This window comes from Burkholderia sp. BCC1988, from assembly GCF_905339895.1.
In the GTDB taxonomy this organism is placed as follows: domain Bacteria; phylum Pseudomonadota; class Gammaproteobacteria; order Burkholderiales; family Burkholderiaceae; genus Burkholderia.
In genome coordinates this window covers 169,805-191,155 of the sequence record NZ_CAJPHA010000009.1, presented here as the reverse complement: position 1 = coordinate 191,155, position 21,351 = coordinate 169,805, and the positions used below count along the sequence as shown (strand labels likewise).

At 68.8% G+C, this 21,351-nt stretch carries 16 protein-coding genes; 14 read left to right on the top strand and 2 right to left on the bottom strand.

The window, feature by feature from the left end; all coding sequences use genetic code 11:
- Window positions 1-105: 105 nt before the first annotated feature.
- Complete coding sequence (locus U4012_RS15315; RefSeq protein ID WP_321799655.1) at window positions 106-1,383, bottom strand: M23 family metallopeptidase; 1,278 nt, start codon at window positions 1,381-1,383, stop codon at window positions 106-108.
- Window positions 1,384-1,713: 330 nt separating this feature from the next.
- Complete coding sequence (locus U4012_RS15310; protein ID WP_321799653.1) at window positions 1,714-2,361, bottom strand: TetR family transcriptional regulator; 648 nt, start codon at window positions 2,359-2,361, stop codon at window positions 1,714-1,716.
- Between the two features lie 150 nt (window positions 2,362-2,511).
- Here U4012_RS15310 and U4012_RS15305 point away from each other — a divergent pair, with 150 nt between their 5' ends.
- From U4012_RS15305 to U4012_RS15240, 14 genes are all read left to right on the top strand, one after another.
- Entirely contained in the window at window positions 2,512-3,696 is a 1,185-nt protein-coding gene (locus tag U4012_RS15305) for a MexX/AxyX family multidrug efflux RND transporter periplasmic adaptor subunit (protein ID WP_321799651.1), read from the top strand.
- Window positions 3,697-3,715: 19 nt separating this feature from the next.
- Window positions 3,716-6,853 carry a multidrug efflux RND transporter permease subunit gene (locus U4012_RS15300; RefSeq protein WP_321799649.1) on the top strand — a complete coding sequence of 1,046 codons (3,138 nt, stop codon included), beginning with the start codon at window positions 3,716-3,718 and terminating at the stop codon, window positions 6,851-6,853.
- On the top strand, window positions 6,850-8,313 hold the full coding sequence (locus tag U4012_RS15295) for an efflux transporter outer membrane subunit (protein WP_321799647.1): 1,464 nt from the start codon (window positions 6,850-6,852) through the stop codon (window positions 8,311-8,313). Before U4012_RS15300 ends, U4012_RS15295 begins: the two co-directional genes overlap by 4 nt.
- 858 nt (window positions 8,314-9,171) lie before the next feature.
- Complete coding sequence (locus tag U4012_RS15290) at window positions 9,172-9,684, top strand: fimbrial protein (protein WP_044843588.1); 513 nt, start codon at window positions 9,172-9,174, stop codon at window positions 9,682-9,684.
- 119 nt (window positions 9,685-9,803) lie between these two features.
- On the top strand, window positions 9,804-12,257 hold the full coding sequence (locus tag U4012_RS15285; RefSeq protein WP_321799808.1) for a fimbria/pilus outer membrane usher protein: 2,454 nt from the start codon (window positions 9,804-9,806) through the stop codon (window positions 12,255-12,257).
- A gap of 16 nt (window positions 12,258-12,273) precedes the next feature.
- The gene (locus U4012_RS15280; RefSeq protein WP_044843586.1) at window positions 12,274-13,020 is read left to right on the top strand and encodes a molecular chaperone; all 747 of its coding nucleotides are present in this window, start codon (window positions 12,274-12,276) and stop codon (window positions 13,018-13,020) included.
- Window positions 13,017-14,039 carry a fimbrial protein gene (locus U4012_RS15275; protein ID WP_124892228.1) on the top strand — a complete coding sequence of 341 codons (1,023 nt, stop codon included), beginning with the start codon at window positions 13,017-13,019 and terminating at the stop codon, window positions 14,037-14,039. Before U4012_RS15280 ends, U4012_RS15275 begins: the two co-directional genes overlap by 4 nt.
- 321 nt (window positions 14,040-14,360) lie before the next feature.
- Window positions 14,361-15,029: an RNA polymerase factor sigma-70 gene (locus U4012_RS15270; protein WP_321799643.1), complete on the top strand. Its 669-nt coding sequence runs from the start codon at window positions 14,361-14,363 to the stop codon at window positions 15,027-15,029.
- Window positions 15,030-15,146: 117 nt separating this feature from the next.
- Window positions 15,147-15,389, top strand: a complete 243-nt coding sequence (locus U4012_RS15265) for an MbtH family protein (RefSeq protein ID WP_044843583.1) — start codon at window positions 15,147-15,149, stop codon at window positions 15,387-15,389.
- A 44-nt stretch (window positions 15,390-15,433) separates the two neighbouring features.
- Window positions 15,434-16,453, top strand: coding sequence for a TauD/TfdA family dioxygenase (locus U4012_RS15260; RefSeq protein WP_321799640.1), 1,020 nt, complete (start codon window positions 15,434-15,436; stop codon window positions 16,451-16,453).
- Window positions 16,443-17,294: an ABC transporter ATP-binding protein gene (locus U4012_RS15255; RefSeq protein ID WP_321799638.1), complete on the top strand. Its 852-nt coding sequence runs from the start codon at window positions 16,443-16,445 to the stop codon at window positions 17,292-17,294. Before U4012_RS15260 ends, U4012_RS15255 begins: the two co-directional genes overlap by 11 nt.
- Window positions 17,291-19,393, top strand: a complete 2,103-nt coding sequence (fhuB, locus tag U4012_RS15250) for a Fe(3+)-hydroxamate ABC transporter permease FhuB (RefSeq protein WP_321799635.1) — start codon at window positions 17,291-17,293, stop codon at window positions 19,391-19,393. Before U4012_RS15255 ends, fhuB begins: the two co-directional genes overlap by 4 nt.
- Window positions 19,390-20,190, top strand: a complete 801-nt coding sequence (gene fhuF / locus U4012_RS15245; protein ID WP_044843579.1) for a siderophore-iron reductase FhuF — start codon at window positions 19,390-19,392, stop codon at window positions 20,188-20,190. The genes fhuB and fhuF overlap by 4 nt, the downstream gene beginning before the upstream one ends.
- On the top strand, window positions 20,190-21,221 hold the full coding sequence (locus U4012_RS15240) for an iron-siderophore ABC transporter substrate-binding protein (protein ID WP_321799632.1): 1,032 nt from the start codon (window positions 20,190-20,192) through the stop codon (window positions 21,219-21,221). The genes fhuF and U4012_RS15240 overlap by 1 nt, the downstream gene beginning before the upstream one ends.
- The last annotated feature ends 130 nt before the right edge of the window (window positions 21,222-21,351 follow it).

The following is a 21,351-nucleotide window of genomic DNA, read 5'->3' as shown; positions in this document are numbered from 1 at the left end:
TCCGCAGCGGGCCGCGTCGTCGCCGAGCGAGCGGCGACGGGCGTGAAGGTGCTTCAGAACTTCGGTGCTTGAGAACTTCAGCACTTCAGCGCGTCAGCGTCAGCGTCAGGACGCGCTGTAGTGCGTATCGAACACCGAACGCAGCGTCGACGGACCGGTCGCGAAGTCGCCCCACAGCGGGCCGTCGCTCTGCGCGAATGCAAACGGCGTCGTACTGATCGACGCGAGGCGGAAGCGCCATTGCGCCGCTTCCTGGCGGAACGCGGTGAGCTGCATGTCGGACAGCCCCGTCTGCGCGCTCGCGAGCGTGACGAGCGGATCGACCGGGTCGTTCGCGACGCGCACTTCGAAATGCAGGTGCGGACCGGTGGCCGCGCCGGTCATCCCGACCGAGCCGATGCGCTGGCCCTGCCTGACGGTTTCGCCGGTCTTCAGCCCGCGCGCGAACGCGGACAAATGCGCGTAGTAGGTCGAATAACCGTCCGCGTGATCGACGATCACGTAGTGGCCGTAGCCGCCCGGATCGGTGCCGACGAACGACACGACGCCGTCGGCCGCCGCATTGACGGGCGTGCCGGACGGTGCGGCGAGGTCGACGCCGGTATGGAATGCCATCGCCTGCGACAGCGGGTGGACGCGTTCGCCGAAGAACGAGCTGATGCGCGTCCACTTGACTGGCATCGTGAACGCGGCCGCTTCGAGCGGCGCGCCGTCGAGCGTGTAGTACGCGCCGTGGTCGGCGCCCGGCGCGCGGAACCAGATCGCACCGAACGTGCGGCCCGCGACGCGCAGCTCGAGCGCGGTGAGGTGCGGCGTGCCGTTGTTGGTGTCGTACGCGATGCGGTAGTAGTCGCCGCGCTGCGCGCCGGCGCGCAGCGCGACCTTGCCGGTGACGAGATCGCCGAGCTGGATGCGCACTTCGGGCGGCACGTCGAGACGGTTCAGCGTATCGGACAGCGTGAGTTCGATGTCGCCCGCGCGCATTCCGTGCTGCTGCTCGGGCGGCGCGAGCTGGAACAGGCTCGTATAGCCGAGCATGTCGTTGCGGTGCGCGCTGAGCGGCGCGAACAGGCCCGGCTGCAGGTTGCGGTCGGTGCGTTCATCGCGTTCGTTGCGCTCGCCGATCGTGCGCGCGAGTTCGCTCGTCACGAAATGCTGCGCGGTGGGAAACGGCGTGTCGGACAGCACGCGCTGCGGCAGCGCGGCCGTGCCCGAATCGGCGGCGCCCGGCAGTTGCGAGACGGCCGGCAGCGCCGCGGCGAGACCGAAGGCGGCGAGGGCGCCGAGCACGGCGGCCGGCACGAGCGCGCGCACGAGGCGCTGCGCGCGCCCGGGCGCGAAAGCATCAGGAATTGCGGCAGGCTTGACCAAAGGTGTCCACATCCAGGAAAAGCGGTTCAAAGAGGTGTGGGCGGGAACCATCGGCGGCAGATCCGTCGGGTGACGACGGGGCGGGCGACGGGCGTGCAACAAAACAGGCCCCGCCAGGGGCCTGTGTCGTTTCCGTTCGACCCAACTCGCGGGCAGGCCCGCTTCGAACGGCGGCGTGACCTTTCCGGGTCGAACCCGGTTTATCACGAAGACGCTAAAGAAAGATGACAGCGTCAGTCTACCGATGTTCCGCGAAACGTTAAAAATTTTAAAGAGGGTCGGCTCATTCGTTTCGCACTGCGGTAAATCGGGTTAAATCAGCATTTATTGCGCGGCTTTTCGTCAGACAGGAAATTTTTGCGTGCGCAGGCGTAACGCGGCGGATGTCCTGACCGCGTCGAAGCCGGCGTCGAGCATCGCTTCCGCGTCGTTCCACAGATTGCCGCGCAAGCGGTTGGTCCAGATCATCGATGCGAACACGCCTTCGAGCAGCGACACGAGATGGACGGCAGCGAGATGCACGTCGAGATCGGCGGCCAGTTCGCCGGCCGCGATCGCGCGGCGCAGCAGCGCCTTGGTGATGCGCAGCATCTGCAGCTCGAGCAGCATGCGGCGGCGCTGCAACGCGCCGTTCTCCTCGCTCTGCTCGCATTTCGTATAGAGGATCACGAGCACGCGCTGCATCGCGCCCGGCTCGCCGCATTGCCGCAGGTAATGCGATGCCGCGCGGCGCAGCGTGGCGAACGCGGGCAGGCTGTCGACCGCGTCGAACCCTTCCGACGTACGCGCGAATGCGCGGTCGCACATCGCGAGACACACTTCCATCTTGTTGCGGTAATGGCCGTACACGGCGCCCCGCGACATTCCGGCGGCCTCGGCGAGGTCCGCCATCGCGGTTTGCGCGACGCCTTTTTCGAGCAGCACGAGCTCGGCGGCGTCGAGGATCCGGTGCTTGATGGCGAGCGATTCTTCCCGGGTCTTGCGGGCCATGTCGTGAATTTCCTTACAGTTCGCTGTCGTTTTATTGAGACAGTATGGCGGCCGGATTGCAACCGCCTGTATTTAATCAGTCGTGACTGATTATAATCGGCCACCCTGAGCCGCCGCATTGTATGGCGGCGAACGATCCGAGGTCAGCACATGAATAACAAACGCTCCCTGGGGCGCCGGCTGCGGCTGGCGTCGTTCGCGCTCGCGGCCGCGCTGGCCGCGACCGGCTGCGGAAAGGGCGAACGGGACAAGGCGCCGGAGGCCATTCAGGACGCGACGGTCGTGACGGTGCGTCCGACGGCCGTACCGATGACCGTCGAATTGCCGGGCCGGCTCGACGCATATCGGCAGGCGGAAGTGCGCGCGCGGGTCGCGGGCATCGTCACCGCGCGGACTTACGAGGAAGGCCAGGAAGTGAAGCAGGGCGCGGTGCTGTTCCGCATCGACCCCGCACCGCTGAAGGCCGCGCGCGACGCCGCGAGAGGGGCGCTTGCGAAGGCGCAGGCCGCCGCGCTGGCGGCGAGCGACAAGCGCCGCCGTTACGACGACCTGGTGCGCGACCGCGCGGTCAGCGAGCGCGATCACACCGAGGCCGTCGCGGGCGACACGCAGGCGAAGGCCGACGTCGCGTCCGCGCAGGCCGAGCTCGCCCGCGCGCAACTGCAGCTCGACTATGCGACCGTCACCGCGCCGATTTCGGGCCGCGCCCGGCGCGCGCTCGTGACCGAAGGCGCGCTCGTCGGCCAGGACCAGGCGACGCCGCTCACGACCGTCGAGCAGCTCGACCCGATCTACGTGAATTTCTCGCAGCCGGCGGCCGACGTCGACGCACTGCGCCGCGCGGTGAAGAGCGGGCGCGCGACGGGCATCGCGCAGCACGACGTCACGGTCACGCTGCTGCGTGCCGACGGCACCGCGTATCCGCTGAAGGGCAAGCTGCTGTTCAGCGATCTCGCGGTCGATCCGACCACCGATACCGTCGCGATGCGCGCGCTGTTCCCGAATCCCGAGCGCGAACTGCTGCCGGGCGCGTATGTGCGGATCGCGCTCGACGCGGCCGTCGACCAGCGCGCGATCCTCGTGCCGCGCGATGCGCTGCTGCGCACGGCCGATCGCACGTCGGTGCGCGTGGTCGGCGAGAACGGCAAGGTGAGGGACGTCGAGGTCGTCGCCGACCGGATGAGCGGCCGCGACTGGCGCATCACGCGCGGTCTCGCGGGCGGCGAGCGCGTGATCGTCGACAACGCCGCGCAGTTCGCGCCCGACACCGCCGTCAAGCCCGTCGAGCAGGCCTCGCCGAAGGCCGCATCACCGGCGGCCGCCCGTCAAACCTGACCGGTTCACATAGACCAACATGGCACGTTTCTTCATCGATCGCCCCGTCTTCGCGTGGGTGATCGCACTCTTCATCATGCTCGGCGGCGTGTTCGCGATTCGCGCGCTGCCCGTCGCGCAGTATCCGGACATCGCGCCGCCCGTCGTCAGCATCTATGCGACGTATCCGGGTGCGTCCGCGCAGGTCGTCGAGGAATCGGTGACCGCGCTGATCGAGCGCGAGATGAACGGCGCGCCGGGGCTGCTATATACGTCCGCGACGAGCAGCGCCGGGATGGCGTCGCTCTATCTGACGTTCAAGCAGGGCGTCAACGCCGATCTCGCGGCCGTCGAAGTGCAGAACCGGCTGAAGACGGTCGAGGCGCGGCTGCCCGAACCCGTGCGGCGCGACGGCATCCAGGTCGAGAAGGCCGCGGACAACATCCAGCTAGTCGTGTCGCTGACCTCCGACGACGGCCGGATGAGCGACGTGCAGCTCGGCGAATACGCGTCGGCGAACGTCGTGCAGGCGCTGCGCCGCGTCGACGGCGTCGGCCGGGTGCAGTTCTGGGGCGCCGAATATGCGATGCGGATCTGGCCCGACCCGGTGAAGCTGGCCGGGCACGGCCTCACCGCGTCGGACATCGCGTCGGCCGTGCGCGCGCACAACGCACGCGTGACGGTCGGCGACATCGGCCGCAGCGCGGTGCCGGACAGCGCACCGATCGCGGCCACGGTGTTCGCCGACGCGCCGCTGAAGACGCCGGCCGACTTCGGCGCGATCGCGCTGCGCACGCAGCCGGACGGCGCCGCGCTCTACCTGCGCGACGTCGCGCGCATCGAATTCGGCGGCAACGACTACAACTATCCGTCGTACGTGAACGGCAAGGTCGCCACGGGCATGGGCATCAAGCTCGCGCCGGGCTCGAACGCGGTGGCCACCGAGCAGCGCGTGCGCGCGGCGATGGACGCGCTGTCCGCCTACTTCCCGCCGGGCGTGAAATACCAGATCCCGTACGAGACGTCGTCGTTCGTGCGCGTGTCGATGAACAAGGTCGTCACGACGCTCGTCGAGGCCGGCGTGCTGGTGTTCCTCGTGATGTTCCTGTTCATGCAGAACCTGCGCGCGACGCTGATCCCCACGCTCGTCGTGCCGGTCGCGCTCGCGGGCACGTTCGGCGTGATGCATGCGGCCGGCTTCTCGATCAACGTGCTGACGATGTTCGGGATGGTGCTCGCGATCGGCATCCTCGTCGACGATGCGATCGTCGTCGTCGAGAACGTCGAGCGGCTGATGGTCGAGGAAGGGCTCGGCCCCTACGACGCGACCGTCAAGGCGATGCAGCAGATCAGCGGCGCGATCGTCGGCATCACGGTCGTGCTGACGTCGGTGTTCGTGCCGATGGCGTTCTTCGGCGGCGCGGTGGGCAACATCTACCGGCAGTTCGCGCTGGCGCTCGCGGTCTCGATCGGCTTCTCGGCGTTTCTCGCGCTGTCGCTGACGCCCGCGTTGTGCGCGACGCTGCTCAAGCCGGTGTCCGGCGACCATCACGAGAAGCGCGGTTTCTTCGGCGGGTTCAACCGCTTCGTCGCGCGCTCGACGCAGCGCTATGCGACGCGCGTCGGCGCGATGCTGAACAAGCCGCTGCGCTGGCTGGTCGTGTACGGTGCGCTGACCGCGGCGGCCGCGCTGATGCTCACGCAACTGCCGAGCGCGTTCCTGCCCGACGAGGACCAGGGCAACTTCATGGTGATGGTGATCCGGCCGCAGGGCACGCCGCTCGCGGAAACGATGCAGAGCGTGCGCGAGGTCGAGTCGTACATTCGTCGCGACGAGCCGGCCGCGTACACGTTCGCGCTCGGCGGCTTCAACCTGTACGGCGAGGGGCCGAACGGCGGGATGATCTTCGTCACGTTGAAGAACTGGAAGGAGCGCAAGGCCGGGCGCGATCACGTGCAGGCGATCGTCGCGCGCATCAACGCGCGCTTCGCGGGCACGGCGAACACCACGGTGTTCGCGATGAACTCGCCGGCGCTGCCCGATCTCGGTTCGACGGGCGGCTTCGACTTCCGGCTGCAGAACCGCGGCGGGCTCGACCATGCGGCGTTCAGCGCCGCGCGCGAGCAACTGCTCGCGGCGGGCGGCAAGGATCCGGCGCTCACCGACCTGATGTTCGCCGGCACGCAGGACGCGCCGCAGCTCAAGCTCGACATCGATCGTGCCAAGGCGTCGGCGCTCGGCGTGTCGATGGACGAGATCAACACGACGCTCGCGGTGATGTTCGGCTCCGACTATATCGGCGACTTCATGCACGGCACGCAGGTGCGCCGCGTGATCGTGCAGGCCGACGGGCGGCACCGGCTCGATCCGGACGACGTGCAGAAGCTGCGCGTGCGCAACGCGCGCGGCGAGATGGTGCCGCTCGCGGCGTTCGCGACGCTGCACTGGACGCTCGGGCCGCCGCAGCTCACGCGCTACAACGGCTATCCGTCGTTCACGATCAACGGCTCGGCCGCGCCGGGGCACAGCAGCGGCGAAGCGATGGCCGCGATCGAGCGGCTCGCCGCGAAACTGCCGGCAGGCATCGGCTACGCGTGGTCGGGGCAGTCGTTCGAGGAGCGGCTGTCGGGTGCACAGGCGCCGATGCTGTTCGCGCTGTCGGTGCTCGTCGTGTTTCTCGCGCTCGCGGCGCTGTACGAGAGCTGGTCGATCCCGTTCGCGGTGATGCTGGTCGTGCCGCTCGGCGTGATCGGCGCGGTGCTCGGCGTCACGCTGCGCGCGATGCCGAACGACATCTATTTCAAGGTGGGGCTGATCGCGACGATCGGGTTGTCCGCGAAGAACGCGATCCTGATCGTCGAAGTGGCGAAGGACCTGGTCGCGCAGCGCATGTCGCTCGTCGACGCGGCGCTCGAGGCCGCGCGCCTGCGGCTGCGGCCGATCGTGATGACGTCGCTCGCATTCGGCGTCGGCGTGCTGCCGCTCGCGTTCGCATCGGGCGCCGCGTCCGGCGCGCAGATGGCGATCGGTACCGGCGTGCTCGGCGGCGTGATCACGGCGACGGTGCTCGCGGTATTCCTCGTCCCGCTGTTTTTCGTGATCGTCGGCCGCCTGTTCGACGTCAGCCCGCGCCGGCGCGGCGGGTCGCGGCCGGCGACGATGGAGGGTGCGCAATGACGTTTCACCTGAAGGCGCGCGCGACGTCGCGGGCCCCGGTCGCGCTGGCCGCTGCACTCGCGTTCGCGCTCGCCGGCTGCTCGCTCGCGCCGCGCTACGAGCGGCCGGCGGCGCCGGTGCCGGCCAGCTATGCGCCGGTCGACGGCGGCACGCAGCCGGCGTCGGTCGCGGCGCCTGTCGATGCCGCGCGGCTCGACGACTGGCGCGCATATTTCACCGACCCGGCGCTGCAGGCCTGGATCGACGCGGCGCTCGCGAACAATCGCGACCTGCGGATCGCGGCCGGCCGGCTCGACGAAGCGCGCGCGCTGTACGGCGTGCAGCGCGCGGACCGGATGCCGTCGCTCGACGCGAACCTCGGCTACGAGCGCACGCGCCAGTACGACCCGGTCGTGCGCGAGAGCGCGGTGAGCGGGCTGTATCGCGCGGGCGTGGGTATCAGCGCGTACGAGCTCGACCTGTTCGGCCGCGTGCGCAATCTGTCGGATGCAGCGCTCGCCGAGTATTTCGCGACGGCCGACGCGCAGCGCACGGTGCGCATCGGCGTGATTGCCGAAGTCGCCGGCGCGTACGTTTCCGAACGGTCGTTGCACGCGCAACTGGCGCTGGCGCAGCACACCCTCGACGCGCGCGAGCGCATCGCCGCGCTCACGCAGCGCCGCTATGCGGCCGGCACGAGCGATGCGATCGAGCTGCGCTCGGCCGAGATGCTGGTCGCGTCCGCACGTGCGTCGCAGGCCGCGCTGCAGCGCGAACACGCGCAGTCGGTGCGCGCGCTGCAATTGCTTGCCGGCGATTTCGCGCGCACGGTGCCGGCCGACGGCACCGCGCTCGACGCGCTCGCGATCGCGCCGGTGGCACCCGGCGCGCCGAGCGCGCTGCTCGAGCGGCGGCCGGACATCCGGCAGGCCGAGTCGCGGCTCAAGGCCGCGAACGCGCAGATCGGCGCCGCGCGCGCCGCATTCTTCCCGCGCGTCGCGCTGACGACCGACTACGGCTCGGTCAGCGACGCGTTCTCGAGCCTGTTCGCGGGCGGCACGAGCGTGTGGACGTTCGCGCCGCGCATCACGCTGCCGATCTTCGCGGGCGGCCGCAATCGCGCGAATCTCGACGTCGCGACCGCGCGCAAGCACATCGCGGTCGCCGAATACGAGAAGACCGTGCAGACCGCGTTTCGCGAAGTGGCCGACGCGTTCGCCGCGCGCGACTGGATCGATCGCCAGCTTGCCGCGCAGCAGGATGTGTACGCGGCCGACGGCGCGCGGCTGAGGCTCGCCGAGCGTCGTTATGCGGGCGGCGTCGCGACGTATCTCGAACTGCTCGACGCGCAGCGCAGCACGTACGAGTCGGGACAGGAACTGATCCGGCTCAAGGAACTGAGGCTCGCGAATGCGATTGCGCTGTATCGCGCACTGGGCGGCGGCTGGACGCCGGCGTCAGCCGGGGAGGCCGCCGCGTGATCCGGTAGCCGTGCGGGTGGCGATCGCTCATGTGTCGTCGCCACCCCGGCCGGTGTGGCCTCCATCCGGCCATCGGCACGGATCGACGATGAACGCATCCGCGCGTCGTCGTCATCCACGTTGTTTCTCCCCGCTGTCGAGCTGAAGCGCGCCTTCAACCCGTCACGCATCCTGGCGACCGATCGCGTCGTCACACGGCTCCGAGCGTGCCGGACTTCCTCCTTTTTCGATTCCATCCAGGGCGCCGAAACGTCGCGTGCGCGTTGTCGCGCAGGTACGCCGAATGTCGTGACGGCGCACGGCATTACATGCGGCTTTTAATCCCGGCTTGACGATTCAATTGATTCTTGTATCGAAAATAATGACGGGTGACGAAATGTCGCGGTAAAACGTTTGTGCGGATTGCGCAATCGTTTGCGCGAGAAGTCCGCAGTACCGAAAATCGGCCGTTAATTTCCTCTCAGTTGAAAATCGATGAATGCATTCGTTGCGGTCGGGCAACGATGGCAGGATCGGACAGAATTTTGGCCTTTTTGATTGGTAATCCGGCGAAGCCATATCCAGCAAGGAAAGGCGGTGAATAAGCGATCTCGAAAAGAAAATGTCTTTAATTTTCAGTCGGTTCTAGAAAATCAAAAAGAACTGCGGATGAAAATATCTGGATTGAGAATTTCAAGGAAACAGTGGGTTTGAAAGTACGCAAGGCGAAGATTGTCATTTGCGATTTGACAATGCTTTACAGAATTCTTTCATTCATATCTCGATAATGCCGCCTCGTGACGGACGGGAGCCAACCACACGCTGCCTTTTGTATCCGCCACGTCGTCCATTCCCTTTGCAATTCTCACGGAAAACGTCATGAAAAAATCCCTCCTGGCCGCTGTCGCACTCGCAGCCCTGTCCACCTCGGCCTTCGCAGCCGGCACCGGCACGATCAACTTCACGGGCGAGATCGTCGCGGGCGCGTGCGGTATCGACTCGGGTTCGGTCAACCAGACCGTGAACCTCGGCAAGGTGCCGACCCACACGTTCAAGAAGGCCGGCGACAAGTCCGAGCCGGTCAAGTTCGACATCGTCCTGACCGACTGCGACACCAGCATCTCGAAGAACGCGTTCTTCACGTTCACGGGTACGTCGAACGCGGCCCAGCCGAAGCTGCTCGCCACGATCGGCTCGGCAACCAACGTCGGCATCCGCGTACAGGGCGCAACGGGCGAAGACCTCGACAACGGCGTCGAACAGGCCGCTGCAACCCTGCTGCAGAACGGCAACAACACCGTGCGCTTCGCCGCACGCTACGAAGCGACGGCAGCCGACGTGACGCCGGGTACGGCCGACGGCGTCGCGAACTTCACGGTTCGCTACCAGTAAGCGGCCGTCACGGAGGAGGGGTGCGCGCACCCTTTCTCCGGCTTGTCCTCCTGCCCAGCTTTTTCTCGGACTTCCGGTAGCGCCGCGTGCGAATCAGACATTCCTTCCTTTGCGTCTCCGTGCTGGTGGTCGGCAGCCAGAGCCATGCGACGGAATTCAATTCGTCGTTCCTCGACATCGACGGCTCGAACAACGTCGACCTGTCGCAGTTCGCGCAGGCCGACTTCACGCTGCCGGGCGAATACATGCTCGACGTGCAGGTCAATGACCTGTTCTACGGGCTGCAGGCGATCCAGTTCATCGCGCTCGACCCGTCCGGCGCAGGCAAGCCGTGCCTGCCTCCGGAACTCGTCGCGCAGTTCGGGCTGAAGCCGTCGCTCGCGAAGGACCTGCCGCGCTTCCAGGGCGGTCGCTGCGTCGATCTCGGCGCGATCGAGGGCGTCACCGTGCGTTACCTGAAGAGCGACGGTCGGCTCAAGATCACGATTCCGCAGGCCGCGCTCGAATTCACCGATTCGAACTACCTGCCGCCGGAGCGCTGGTCCGAAGGGATTCCGGGCGCGATGCTCGACTATCGCGTGATCGCGAACACGAACCGCAACTTCGGTTCGGGCGGCGAGCAGACGAATTCGATCCAGGCCTACGGAACGATCGGGGCGAACTGGGACGCGTGGCGCTTTCGCGGCGACTACCAGGCGCAGTCGAACGCGGGCAGCAGCGCGTACGCGGATCGCACGTTCCGCTTCAGCCGGCTTTACGCATTTCGTGCGCTGCCGTCGATCCAGTCGACGGTGACGTTCGGCGACGACTACCTGAGTTCGGACATTTTCGACACGTTCGCGCTGACCGGCGCGTCGATCCGCAGCGACGACCGCATGCTGCCGCCTTCGCTGCGCGGCTATGCGCCGCTGATCGCGGGCGTCGCGCGCACCAATGCGACCGTGACCGTCTCGCAGGCGGGCCGCGTGCTGTACGTGACGCGCGTGTCGCCGGGCGCATTCGCGCTGCAGAACATCAACACGAGCGTGCAGGGCACGCTCGACGTCGCGGTCGAGGAAGAAGACGGCAGCGTGCAGCGCTTCCAGGTGACGACGGCCGCCGTGCCGTTTCTCGCGCGCACCGGACAGCTGCGCTACAAGGCCGCGGTCGGCAAGCCGCGGCAGTTCGGGGGCGCCGGCATCACGCCGTTCTTCGGTTTCGGTGAAGCGGCGTACGGCCTGCCGCTGGATTTCACCGTGTACGGCGGCTTCATCGCCGCGTCGGGCTATACGTCGATCGCGCTCGGTGTCGGGCGCGATTTCGGCACGCTCGGCGCAGTCTCGGCCGACGTCACGCATGCGCGTGCGCGCCTGTGGTGGAACGGCGCGACGCGCAACGGCAACTCGTACCGGATCAACTATTCGAAGCATTTCGACACGCTCGATGCCGACGTGCGCTTTTTCGGCTACCGCTTTTCCGAGCGCGAATACACGAACTTCGCGCAGTTCTCGGGCGACCCGACCGCATACGGCCTCGCCAACAGCAAGCAGCGCTATTCGGCGACGCTGTCGAAGCGCTTCGGCGATACGTCGACCTATTTTTCGTACGACCAGACGACTTACTGGGCGCGCTCGTCCGAGCAGCGCATCGGCCTCACGCTGACGCGTGCGTTCTCGATCGGTGCGCTGCGCAACCTGAACGTCAGCCTGTCGGCGTTCCGGACGCAAAGCGCGGGCACGAGCGGCAACCAGTTCTCGGTGACCGCGACGCTGCCGATCGGCGGTCGTCACACGGTCACGTCGAACCTGACGACAGGCAACGGCAGCACGAGCGCGAACGCGGGCTATATCTACGACGATCCGGACGGCCGCACCTACCAGGTCAACGCGGGCGCGACCGATGGCCGCGCATCGGCGAACGCGAGTTTCCGCCAGCGCACGTCGACCTACCAGTTGACCGCACAGGCGTCGACGGTCGCGAACGCGTATGCGGCCGCGTCGCTCGAGGTCGACGGCTCGCTCGTCGCGACGCAGTACGGGCTGGCCGCACACGCGAACGGCAACGCGGGCGATACGCGCCTCCTGGTCTCGACCGACGGCGTGCGCGACGTGCCGCTGTCCGGCACGCTCACGCACACCGACTCGCGCGGCTATGCGGTGCTCGACGGGATCTCGCCGTACAACGTGTACGACGCGACCGTCAACGTCGAGAAGCTGCCGCTCGAAGTGCAGGTGTCGAACCCGATCCAGCGCATGGTGCTGACCGACGGCGCGATCGGCTTCGTCAGGTTTTCGGCGGCGCGCGGCAGCAACCTGTACCTGACGCTGACCGACGCGGCCGGCAAGCCGCTGCCGTTCGGCGCATCGGTGCAGGACGCGGCGAACGGCAAGGAGCTCGGCATCGTCGGCGAGGGCGGCGCGGCGTTCCTGACCCAGGTTCAGCCGAAATCCGCGCTCGCGGTGCGCGCGGGCGAACGCACGCTGTGCACGGTGGACGTGCTGCCGAACCAGCTTCAACTCGAAGGCACGCCGATTCCGGTGACGTGCCAGGCATCCGGCGAGTCGCACGCAGCGGCCGCACGGATCGAACGATGATTTCACGGATCCAGCGATGAACCACGTTTTCTCCCTTTCCTTCCTGCGACGCGCGTCGTGCATGCTGAGCGCGGCGAGCGCGCTGCTCGCCGGTGTCGCGCACGCGGCGATCGTCCCGGACCGCACCCGCGTGATCTTCAACGAAGGCGAACAGGCCGCGATCGTCACGATCACGAACAAGAGCACGACGTATCCGTATCTCGTGCAGTCGTGGCTCGAGGACGCGAAGGGCAACAAGATCGCGTCGCCGCTGATGGTCGTGCCGCCGCTGCAGCGCATCGAGGCGAACGAGCGCAACGTGCTGCGGATCGCGAAGCTGCCCGGTGCCGCGCTGCCGGCCGATCGCGAATCGGTGTTCTACCTGAACATCCGCGAAGTGCCGCCGAAGTCCGATATACCGAACACGCTGCAGATCGCGCTGCATACGCAGATGAAGCTGTTCTACCGGCCGAAGGCCGTGCAGCCCGCGCGCGACGAGGACTGGACGCTGCCGATGACGCTGCGGGTGGACCCGGCTGCACACAGGCTCGTGTTCGACAACCCGACGCCGTATCACGTGACGGTGGTCGAGGTGACGGCCGGCGCGCAGAAGACGCCGGTGCCGATCGAGCCGGTGATGGTGAGCCCGATGAGCACGGCCGACGTGCCGTTCAAGGCCGCGACGCCGTCGACGCTGTTCGTCACGCATATCGACGATTACGGCGGCCAGGTGGCGGTCGAATACGCGTGCGACGCCGGTGCGTGCAAGAGCGTGAAGCGATGAGCGGCGGGATGCGCGAACGGCAACGGCCGGCAGCGTGGCTGCGCTGGCTCGTGCTTGCGTTGCTGGTCGCGGCGGCGCAGCCGGCGTGGGCGCTGCGATGCCTGACGAACAGCGGCGCGACCTCGCTGACCGAACCGATCGGCGGCGTGGCGTCGTATCCGACCGACGCGCCGGACGGCTACGTGATCTGGGTGTCGCCGGTCCGCACGACGTCGGGGTATTGCTACAAGGACCTCGGCGATGCCGACAGCCTGAAAGTCGTCGACAACATTTATTTCTACGCGAATCCGAACCGCACGAACCCGGCGGCGTGGGGGCTGGAGATCGGTATCCGCTACAAGGGCGTCGACTACTTCGACAAGACGAGCAATCGCGGCGGCGGGGTGTTTACCGGCTATGCGGTGCCGCCGTGCAGCAGGGAAGACTTCGATCACAGGCGTTGCGAGCAGACCCGCATCAGCATCGACTACCAGGTCGTCGTGCGCAAGAAGGGCAACTGGGTCCAGCCGCCGAGCGATATCTACACGGTGTTCCAGTTCGACGGCGAGTTCGGGCTGAATGCATTCGGCACGAGCTTCCAGTACCGCCTGAGCGGCCTGCGCAACCTCAAGCCGACGCCGTGCTTCGTCGACGTGCTCGTGACGCCCGAACCGGGCATCGTCAACTTCGGTCAGGTGCAGGCGGTGGGTAACGGCTTCCTGCCCGCGGTGCCGCGCAAGCCGTTCTCGTTGTCGTTGTCCAAGAAGTGCAACGTCGCGGTGCGCGTCGACGGTTATTTCGAAACGAGCTATCCGCTGCAGAACGGCCTGCTGGTGCCGGCGAAGGACAGCAATTTCGGGATCGGCATCGAGGACAGCAAGGGCAACGCGATTCCGTTCAACCAGCAGTTCACGCTCGCGCAGTTTCCGTCGAACGTGATGAATCAAAGCGTGCGGATGGACGCGGTGCTGAAATCGTTCGGGCCGCCGAAGATCGGGCGGTTCGATGCAACCGCAACGATCCGGCTGTTCATCTACTGACGCGCGCTGCGTGCGCGGCCGGACGAGCCGCGCGCGCCATGAAAGAAGCGCCGGCATGCCGGCGCGTCTTTGCGGCGCTCCCGACACCGTGCCACACCCACCAGGCGCCGCGGGCCGTTTACGGTGCCATGCCAATTCCTTCCCGCGGAAAGCTTTCCCCACGCCACCGCTCCGCGCCAGCCATCCCGTCCGACAAAAACACGGATCCCGTCAATTAATCAGACAAATCCTGATGATCTGAAGGGGCATTTCGTAATCGTATTGAGAATGATTTGCGTTTACGTTAAATTGCGCTATCTCGAAATCTGACGGAGCAGATCGATGGCAATGGCGGAAGTGCTCGAACGGCCGGCGGCCACAGCGGCGAACCCGTTCCTCGGCAGTTGTCCGGACCTCCCGTCACGTCCCGCACCGCGGGCGCATCGCGGCGCGCAGCCGCGTGCGCAGGGCGCGCTGCTCGACGTGCTGATCGCCCATCGCGCGATGCTCGTCAACGTCGCGCACGGCTTCGTCGGTTGTGCGAGCCAGGCCGAGGACGTCGTGCACGACGTGTTCGTGAAGCTCGTCGAATTCCCGAACCAGGACGCCGTGCGCCAGCCGGTCGCGTACGTGACGCGGATGGTGCGCAACGCGTCGATCGACGCGTGCCGCCGGCAAAGCCTCGAGAACGTCTATCACACGGAAGAGGACGACGGCTTCGACGTGCCGTCGCCGGAACCGACGCCCGAGGCCGCGCTGCTGACGCGCGACACGCTGCGCCGCGTATGGGCCGCGCTCGACGACCTGCCGGCGCGCAGCCGTGCGGCGTTCGAGATGGTGCGGCTGCGCGAGGAGACGCTGCAGACCGCGGCGCGCGCGCTGAACGTGTCGCAAACCCTCGTGCATTTCATGGTGCGCGACGCGGAGCGGCACTGCGCGGAATGCCTCGACGCATGCCATCGCGGCGTCGCGTGCCCGGTGTTTCTCGGCGGGCGCGCGCGGCGACGGTAAAAAAACGCGCCGGCCAATCGTCTTCAAGACAGGAGCGGCCGATTCAACGGTCCAACGATCCGACGGTCCGGTCACTTGCCGCTTCGCATCCTTCAACCGCTTCCCGTTTTTTCGATCATGACGCAAGCCACGACGCCTTCCGCCGATACCGACGACCTCGTCTACACGGTCGTCATCAACGACGAAGAACAGTATTCGATCTGGCCGACGTTCCGGCCCGTGCCGGCCGGCTGGCGCGAGGTCGGCGTGCGCGGCCCGAAAGCCGACTGCCTCGCGCACATCGAGACCGTCTGGACCGACATGCGCCCCGCGAGCCTGCGCCGCGCGATGGACGGCGAGCGCGCGACGCGCACGTCGTGACCCGCCGCGCCGCGATCCGGCGCGTCACCTGAAGAGGACGTTGCATGACTCTGCTTTCGTTGCCGACGCTCGACGACCTGCGTATCGAGCCGGGGCTGCCCACCGTCGTGTCGCCGCGCAGCGCCGACGGCATTTCGATCGACGAGATCGCGCCGCTCGCGCATGCGATCGCGGCCGACACGCTCGAACGGGCGGGCGGTGTGCTGTTCACGGGCTTTCACGTGCCGTCGATCGATGCGTTCCAGCGGTTCGCGGCATCGTTCGGCGATCCGCTGATCGGCTATGAATACGCGTCGACGCCGCGCAGCCAGGTCGAGGGCGCCGTCTACACGTCGACCGAATACCCGCCGCACCGCGCGATTCCGCTGCACAACGAACAGTCGTATACGCGCGAGTGGCCGCTGCGGATCTGGTTTCATTGCGCGCTCGCGGCGCCGAAGGGCGGGGCGACGCCGATCGCGGACAGCCGCGCCGTCTATCGCGCGCTCGATCCGGCGCTCATCGCGCGCTTCGAGCAGCGCGAGCTGCTGTACGTGCGCAATTTCGGCCAGGGGCTCGACCTGCCGTGGCAGCAATCGTTCGGCACCGACGTGCCGGCCGAGGTCGAGCGGATGTGCGCGGCGCGCGGGATCGAATGCGCATGGCGCACCGACGACGACGGCGAACTGCTGCTGCGCACGCGCGAACGCTGCCAGGCCGTCGCGCGCCATCCGCGCACGGGCGAGCGCGTGTGGTTCAACCAGGCGAACCTGTTTCACCTGTCCGCGCTCGACGACGACATGCAGGAAGCGCTCGTCGACGCGGTCGGGCTCGAGAACGTGCCGCGCAACGTGTACTACGGCGACGGCGCGCCGCTGGAGGCCGACGCGCTCGCGGAGATCCGCGGCGTGCTCGACCGCCAGCGCATCGTGTTCCCGTGGCGGACGGGCGACGTGCTGATGCTCGACAACATGCTGACCGCGCACGCGCGTGATCCGTTCGAGGGGCCGCGCAAGGTGGTCGTCGCGATGGCGCAGAGTTACACGGTCCCGCGCGCGACCGAACGGAGGACCGATGACGCGTAGTACCGCCGCGCTGGCCGCGCGCGGGCTGAGCGTGGGTTATCGCGACCATGTCGTGATCGACGGGCTGGACCTGTCGATCGCGGCCGGCCGCGTCACGGCGCTGTGCGGCCCGAACGGCTGCGGCAAGAGCACGCTGCTGCGCACGCTCGCGGGCCTGCAGCCCGCGCGTGCGGGCCAGGTCGACGTGAACGGCAAGCCGCTCGCGTCGTTTCGCCGCCGCGCGCTCGCGCGCGAGCTCACGATGCTCGCGCAGTTCAACCAGATTCCGTCGGGCCTGACGGTGCGCGAGCTCGTCGCGTACGGGCGCTACGCGTACGGCGGCTTCCTGCGCGGGCTGTCGCGCGCCGATCATGCGGCGATCGACGAGGCGCTCGACACGAGCGGCCTCGCCGGCGACGCCGGGCGCGACGTCGGTGCGCTGTCGGGCGGCGAGCGGCAGCGCGCGTGGATCGCGATGGCGCTCGCACAGCAGGCGCCGATCGTCCTGCTCGACGAGCCGACGACCTATCTCGACATCCATCACCAGCTCGACATCCTCGACGCGCTGCGCGCGCTGAACCGCGCGCGCGGGCTGACGATCGTGTGGGTCCTGCACGACCTGAACCAGGCGGCGGCGTACAGCGACGAGATCGTGCTGATGCGTGCCGGCCGCCTCGTCGCGCAGGGCTCGCCCGACGCGATGCTGGAGCCGGCGCGGCTGCGCGCGGCGTTCGGCGTCGACATGCTGAAGCTCGCGCATCCGCAGACGGGCGCGCCGATGTGCGTGCCGGCCTACGGGCCGCCGGCATCCGGCACGCCGGACGCGTTCGATCGCACAGTCCAGCGGGATATCGCCGTATGACGACGTTCGCGATGCGCAAGCGGCTCGCCGCGAGCGGGCAGGGCGCCCACGGTGCGGTAGCCGGCCGCCGCGCCGGCGCGCTCGCGCTCGGCCTCGTCGCGCTGATCGCGGTGCTGGCGGTGCTGCGCATCGCACCCGACCTGCGCGTGTGGTGGAACGCTGTGCCGGGCAGCGACGCGGCCGCGCTCGCGGGCGTGTTCCTGTTCGATCTCAACCTGCCGCGCGTCGCGGCCGCGCTCGTCGCGGGCGGCTGCCTCGGCATCGCGGGCGCGCTGTTCCAGTCGCTCACGCGCAACCCGCTCGCGTCGCCCGATCTGCTCGGCGTGACGGGCGGCGCCCAGCTCGGCCTGCTTGCGGCGATGCTGGTGCCGGCGCTCGCCGGGGTCGCATCGGTGCCGCTGCTGTTCGTCTGCGGGCTGGTCGCCGCCGCGTGCGCGATCGTCGCGGCCGGCGGCTGGCGCGCGACGCCGCTGCGGCTGGTGCTCGCGGGCAGCGTCTGCATGCTGCTGTTCGCGGCGCTGTCGACGCTCGTGCTCGCGTTCTTCGAGCAGAACATCGCGGGCGCCGCGCTGTGGACCAACGGCAGTCTCTATCAGCCGGGCGCGACCGGGCTCGCGCTCGCCGCACGCTGGCTCGTCGTGCCGCTGCTGGCGCTGCCGTTCGTGATCCGGCCGCTGAATCCGCTCGCGCTCGGTGACGAGGCGGCGGCCGCGGCCGGCGTGCGTGTCGACGCGACGCGGCTCGCGGCGACGATCGTCGCCGTCGCGTTCACCAGCGTGGCCGTCAGCATCGCGGGCCCGCTGTCGTATGTCGGGCTGGTCGCGCCGAACCTGCTGCGCCAGGTGCGCGGCGCACGCGCGGCGCGGCTCGGCGTGCTGGTGCCGCTGTCGGCGCTCGCGGGCGGTGCGCTCGTGCTCGTCACCGACAGCGCGGTGCTCGCGTCGGGCCTCGACGCGACGCTGTCGACCGGCGTCGCGATCGCGCTCGTCGGCACGCCGCTGATGCTCGCGATGATCCGGCGCGGCGCCGCATGGTCGGGCGTGCTGCACGCACAAGCCGAACGCGCGGCCGGCGGCGGGGCGACGCGCATGGTCGGCTGGCTCGAACGGCTCGGCTGGCCGCTGCGCTCCGCGCTGTTCGTCGTGGCCGGCGCGCTCGTCGTGTTCGTCGGCGTGTCGGCCGGCCCCGAATGGCTGTCGCCGGCACGCTGGTCCGCCGCGCTGTCGGGTCACGATGCCGTCGCGCGGATGCTGATCGACCTGCGCATGCCGCGGCTGCTGTGTGCGCTCCTAGCGGGTGCGCTGCTGGCGGTGAGCGGGGTCGCGATGCAGAGCGTCGTGCGCAACCCGCTCGCCGGCCCCGAAGTGCTCGGCGTCACGCAGGGCGCGGGGCTCGTCACGCTGTTCGCGTTGTCGACGTGGCCGCTGATGGGGCACGTGACGCTCGCGGCGGCCACGTTGAGCGGCGGTGCGGCGTCGCTCGCGATCACGCTCGTGCTGAATCACCGGCATCGTTACGCACCGCTCGCGGTCGCGCTGACCGGCATCGTGATCGGCGCGCTGTGGACCACGCTCGCGCAATGGCTGATCACGCAGCAAAGCGTGCAGCCCGCGCGCTTCGTCGTCTGGCTCGTCGGCGGCACCTACGGCCGCAGCTGGGGCGAGGTGTCGATGCTGCTGCCGTGGTGCGTGCTGGCGCTGCCGGTATTCGCATGGCTCGCGCGGCCGCTCGACATGCTCGCGCTCGGCGACGACCAGGCGGCCGCGCTCGGCCTGCCGGTCGCCGCGCTGCGGCCGCTCGCGCTGACGATCGCGACGCTCGCCGCCTGCGCGGCCGTCGCGGCGGTCGGCCCGGTCGGCTTCATCGGGCTGATGGCGCCGCACGTCGCGACGATGCTCGGCGCGCGCCGGCATCGCACGCGGCTGTGGCTCGCGGCCGCATGCGGCGCGCTGATTCTCGGCCTCGCCGATCTGGCCGCCCGCACGGTCGTCGCGCCGCGCGAAGTGCCGGCCGGCGTGCTGACCGCGCTGATCGGCGCGCCTTACCTGCTCGGGTTGCTGATCCTCGAGGGGCGCCGTGCCCGGCGCGCGGGGCGATGACGCCGGCGCTCGACGGCGCGCGCGCCACGCGATTCTCCGCGTTCGCGCCCGAACCGTTCGCCGCGCATCTCGACGCCGTGTGGCTCGGGACGCCCGACGACACGCACGCGCCGGGCCGGATCGTCGTGCCGGTCAGCGCGCTGCCCGAGCATCGCGATGCGGTGCTCGACGCGATGGTCCGCCACTACGGCGGCGATCCGGCGCTGCATGCGCGCGCGCTGGTGTCGCAATGGAGCAAGTACTACTTCGGCCGCGCGGCGCCCGCCGGCGTGGTCGCCGCGCTGACGCTCGGCCGGCCGCTCCACCTGGCGCCGGAGCGCACCTTCGTCGCGCTCGACGACGGCATGCCGGCCGCGCTGTACGTCGCGCCGGACGCGCTCGGCGCGCCGTGCGACGAACCTGCGCCGCGCTATGCGGGGCTCGTCGCGCATCTCGGCGCGGTGATCGACGTGCTCGCGGCGATGGGCCGCGTCACGCCGCGCGTGCTGTGGAGCAACGCGGGCAACCTGCTCGACTATCTGCTCGACACGTACCGCGCGCTGCCGTGCGCGGCCGATCCCGTTCGCGATGCCGACTGGCTGTTCGGCGCGTCGTGCGTCGCCGGCGAGCCGAATCCGCTGCGCATGCCGGTGCGCGACGCCGTGCCGCGCTCGCCGCTGCTGCCGACGCCGTTTCGCGCGCGCCGCGTGTGCTGCCTGCGCTATGAAATTCCTGGAGAAACGCAACTGTGTGGAAGCTGCCCGCTGCTATTGACGATGGACGACGCGGCGCTGGCCGGGCAGGATGCGATCCGGTGATGCCGGTACCGCATGCCGGCCGCCGCCATGCGCTCGCGGCACTGGCCGCGCTCGGCGCCGCGTGCTGCGGTGCGCCGGCCGTCGCGATCGCGGACGGCGCGCGCGCCGGGCAGGGCGGCACGCCGTCGCAACCGGACCGCTCGCTCGCCGCCAACCCCGTCGTGTCGCAGGCGAGCGCGACGATGCCGCTGCGGCCGCAGCGCGTGGTCGCGCTCGACTTCATGTTCGCGGAAAGCGTGATCGCGCTCGACCTCGTGCCGGTCGGCATGGCCGATACCGCGTTTTATCCGGGCTGGCTCGGCTACCAGAGCGACCGGCTCGCGCACGTGACCGACATCGGTTCGCGGCAGGAGCCGGGGCTCGAGGCGATTGCCGCGGTGAAGCCCGACCTGATCATCGGCGTCGGCTTCCGGCATGCGCCGATCTTCGCCGCGCTCGACCGGATCGCGCCGACGATCCTGTTCCAGTTCAGCCCGAACGTGTCGGAAGACGGTGTGCCCGTCACGCAGCTCGACTGGATGCGCCAGATCTTCCGGACGATCGGTCGCGTGACCGGGCGCGAGGCGCGCGCGCAGGCGGTCGAAGCGCAACTCGACGCCGGGATCGCGCGCAATGCGGCGCGGCTCGCGGCCGCGGGCCGCGGCGGCGAACGCATCGCACTGCTGCAGGATCTCGGGCTGCCCGACCGCTACTGGGCCTATACGGGCAACAGCACGTCGGCCGGCCTCGCGCGCGCGCTCGGGCTCGACCCGTGGCCGAAGAAGCCGACGCGGGAAGGCACGCTCTACGTGACGTCCGCCGATCTGCTCCGGCAACGCGATCTCGCCGTGCTGTTCGTCACCGCGACGGGGATGGACGTGCCGCTGTCGTCGAAACTCGATTCGCCGGTGTGGCGTTTCGTGCCCGCGCTGCGCGAGCGCAGGATCGCGCTCGTCGAACGGAACATCTGGGGATTCGGCGGGCCGATGTCGGCGCTGAAGCTGGCCGACGTGATGACCGATACGATGCTGAAGCTGCCGGCCGTGCGCTGAACGAGCGGCGGGTCGTCGGCAGGTGGGGCGGCGTGGTCGCGAATTGCATGGTCTCGCGCGTGTTGCGCGAATGCCTATTCCGCTGCATTACGTCGGCGTCGTAAACAACTACGTACACCGAACGATATAT